We start from the raw sequence: 3,533 nt of genomic DNA, 5'->3' as shown, positions 1-3,533 counted from the left end.
CGGGCACGCGGGGGCCTATCGACGCTTGCCGCGCCGCTCGCGCCCAGTGCTAGAAGCCGTGCCGTGAAGGTTGCCCTGGTCCACGATTGGCTCGTCACCCACCGAGGTGGTGAGCGCGTCCTTGATGCCCTCTGCGAAGTCCTGCCAGACGCGGACATCTACACGCTCATCCACAAGCCGGGCTCCCAGTCGCCGGCCATCGAGTCCCGCCGCATCTTCACGTCCTTCCTTCAGCACATCCCCGGCATCCACGCGCGCTACCGGCACTTCCTGCCGCTGATGCCGAAGGCCATCGAGTCCCTGCAACTCCAGGGGAAGTACGACCTGGTCCTCTCCTCCAGTCACTGCGTGGCCAAGGGCCTGCGCACGCCGCGGGGCACGCCGCACCTGAGCTACGTGCACGCGCCCATGCGGTACATGTGGGATTTGTTCGACGACTATTTCGGCCCCGGACGCACGGGCCTCCCGGTGCGCGCGGCGGCCCATGCCGTCCGGCCCTGGCTGCGCCGGTGGGACCGCCGGACGGCGGCGGGGGTCGATCGTTTCATCGCCAACAGTCGACACATCGCCACCAAGGTGCAGCGCTTCTGGGGCCGCGAGGCGTCGGTCATCCACCCGCCCGTCTCCCTGGAGCGCTTCGCCCAGGTCCCTCTAGAGGGGGGAGGCCAGGGGGGCTACTTCCTCTGGCTGGGGGCCTTCGCGCCGTACAAGCGATTGGACGTGGCGTTGGAGGCGTTCCGAAGCCTGGATGCGCAGCTCTGGGTGGTGGGAGCGGGCCAGGAGGCCGCGCGCCTGAGCGCCGGAAGCCTGCCCGAAAATATTCGCTTCCTTGGCAATGTCTTGGATGCGTCGCTTCCGGCGCTATACCGAGACGCTCGCGCGCTCATCTTCACGCCCGAGGAGGATTTCGGCATCACCCCGCTGGAATCCCAGGCGGCGGGCCGGCCCGTCATCGCCTACGGGAAGGGCGGCGCGCTCGAGACGGTGACGGCGCGGACGGGAATGTTCTTCTCAGAACAGACGCCGGAATCGCTCGCCGCCGCCGTGCGCCGGTTCGACGAATGGGAAGCAGGCTTTCGGCCTGAAGCCGCTCGCGCGCAGGCCGAGCGCTTCGGTCGCGCGCATTTTCAAAGTGCCATTCTTCGAGAGATTCACGCGGTGCTGGGGGAGGTGTTGCCAGATTCCCCAGGCCCCGCAGCGGGACTGTGACTTCGCTGTCGCTCCTGTCTTGGTCTTTTGTGGGCAACAGGTGGACACCGCCCCTGGCTGGGGGGGCGGGGCCGCTGCAACCCATTGTTTTCACAAATTTTTTCGTGCTAGCAAGCGCGGCTATCAAACGGTGATGGGCAAAACGCGCGTCCGGATGAAGAGGGCGCGAGTCTTGCACCGGGGTGGCCACCCGTTGATTACGCCACAGGAGTACTTCGGTGTTCAGTCGTCTCCAGCGTTTCTACACGTCGATCAAAGTCGTCGCCGACATGGTGATGCTCGCGCTGGCATTCGTCCTCGCGTACGCCACGCGTTTCTCCGGCATCGTGCCCGTCACGGAGGGGATACCTCCCTGGACGGACTCGTTCTTTTCGCTGCTGATGGTGCTCGTCATCTTCCCGGTGACATTCCACCAGTCACGCCTGTACGGCACCAATCGTTCCCGGACGAATACGGGCGAGGTGTTCGAGGTATTCAAGTCGACCATCACCGCGGCGCTCATCCTCGTGGCGGTGACGTACTTCGTTCGCGAGCGCTATTCGCGCCTCACGCTGGTCATCTTCATCGTCTATGCGTTCGCGCTGGTGACCTGCAGCCGGCTGGTGACTCGCTATCTGGTGAGTGAAATCCGGCGCCGGGGCCACAACCTCAAGTCCATCCTCGTCATCGGCGCGGGGGACCTGGGACAGCGGGTCATCGAGACAGTGGAGCACCACCGCGAGCTGGGCTTCCGGGTGATGGGCGTGCTGACGCTGCACCCGGAGAAGGTGGGCCAGTACGTGAATGACGTGCGCGTCATCGGGGTCGTGGACCAGGTGAACGAGGTGCTGGATTCGCACCCGGTGGACCAGGTCATCCTCGCGCTGCCGCTGGCGGGCCACGCCCACGTCAAGGCGCTGATGGACAAGCTGGCCCTGCGCACCGTGGATGTGCGCGTGGTGCCGGACCTGTACCAGTACATCACCCTCTATGGTGGCCTGGAGGAGTTCGGCGGGTTGCCCATCATCCGTCTCCAGGGCGACCCGATGGAGGGCTGGAGCCGGGTGGCCAAGCGGGCCTTCGACATCCTCTTCTCGTTGCTGGCCATCCTCATCACCGCGCCGCTCATGGCCGCCACCGCGCTGGCGGTGCGGCTCACCAGCCGTGGGCCCATGCTCTACCGTCAGGAGCGCATGGGCATGGATGGGCGCACCTTCCCCATCCTCAAGTTCCGCACCATGTGCATCGACGCCGAGCACGGCGGCGCGATGATGACCTGCCCGGACGACCCGCGGCGCACGGTGATTGGCACGTTCCTGCGGAAGTACTCCCTGGACGAGCTCCCTCAGTTTTTCAACGTCCTGCGCGGTGACATGAGCCTGGTAGGGCCGCGCCCGGAGCGCCCCGTCTTCATCGAGGAGTTCAAGCGGCAGATTCCGCGCTACCACCTGCGGCACAAGGTGAAGGCGGGCATCACCGGCTGGGCGCAAATCAACGGCCTGCGCGGCCAGACGTGCATCGAGAAGCGCATCGAGTACGACCTGTACTACATCGAGAACTGGTCGCTGCTGATGGACCTGAAGATTCTCGTGCGCACGGCGCTGGGCGGCTTCCTGTCGAAGAACGCCTACTGACGCCGAGAGCCCGGGCGGTGGCGCTCGCCACGGCCCGGGCCCGGGTGTTCAACGCCGCTGCGTGGTGACTACTGGATGTTCCACACCACGGTGCCGGTGCAGCTCCCGCTGGAGTAGCAGCCCGCGCGAATCTGCAGGGTGGTGGCCGTGGACGAGGTGTACGTCAGGCTGGAGCCACGGCCGCCGCACGCGTCGTCGTTGACCGCTGCCTGCGTGGCGCCGTTGAAGAGGCGCAGGTAGGTGTCGCCCGTGAAGGTCGCACCCGTCACGCCGCAGGTGGCCACGGTGATGCTCTTGCCCGCGGCGATGGCGACGTCGTGGTTGGTGGTGTTCTGCTGCGCGCTGTTGGTGTTGCTGCCGCTGAAGTTGAAGCTCCCGCTGGTGGGGCCGCCGGAGCCGCCGGAGATTTCCCACACGACGCGGCCGGTGCAGCTCCCGGTGGAGTAGCAGCCGGCGCGGACCTCGTGGTTGCCGGCGGTGGTGGCGGTGAAGGTGATGCTGGAGCCGCGGCCGCCGCAGGAATCGTCGTTGGTGGCCACCTCGGTGCCGGCGGGGTTGCGCAGGCGCAGCCACGTGTCACCGGTGAACTGCGTCCCCGTGAGGCCGCACGTCGCGACGGTGAGCGTCTGGCCCGCCGTCAGCGCGATGGTGTGATTGGTGGTGTTCTGCTGCGCGCTGTTGGTGTTGCTGGCGGTGTAGTCGAACGAGTTC

The 3,533-nt window shown here is 66.5% G+C and carries 3 protein-coding genes; 2 read left to right on the top strand and 1 reads right to left on the bottom strand.

Features of this window, described 5'->3' with window-relative positions; translation table 11 throughout:
- Window positions 1–63: 63 nt before the first annotated feature.
- Window positions 64–1,209: a glycosyltransferase gene (locus FMQ63_RS36885; RefSeq protein ID WP_011552981.1), complete on the top strand. Its 1,146-nt coding sequence runs from the start codon at window positions 64–66 to the stop codon at window positions 1,207–1,209.
- Between the two features lie 218 nt (window positions 1,210–1,427).
- Entirely contained in the window at window positions 1,428–2,822 is a 1,395-nt protein-coding gene (wbaP, locus tag FMQ63_RS36880; protein ID WP_011552982.1) for an undecaprenyl-phosphate galactose phosphotransferase WbaP, read from the top strand.
- Window positions 2,823–2,890: 68 nt separating this feature from the next.
- Here wbaP and FMQ63_RS36875 read toward each other — a convergent pair.
- The coding region (locus FMQ63_RS36875; RefSeq protein WP_194866459.1) for a PPC domain-containing protein at window positions 2,891–3,533 on the bottom strand (643 nt) is incomplete at its 5' end.

The organism is Myxococcus sp. CA005 (assembly GCF_006518205.1).
Taxonomy (GTDB): domain Bacteria; phylum Myxococcota; class Myxococcia; order Myxococcales; family Myxococcaceae; genus Myxococcus; species Myxococcus xanthus.
The sequence above is the reverse complement of the archived record's forward strand: the minus strand, read 5'-3'. Positions and strand labels throughout refer to the sequence as shown.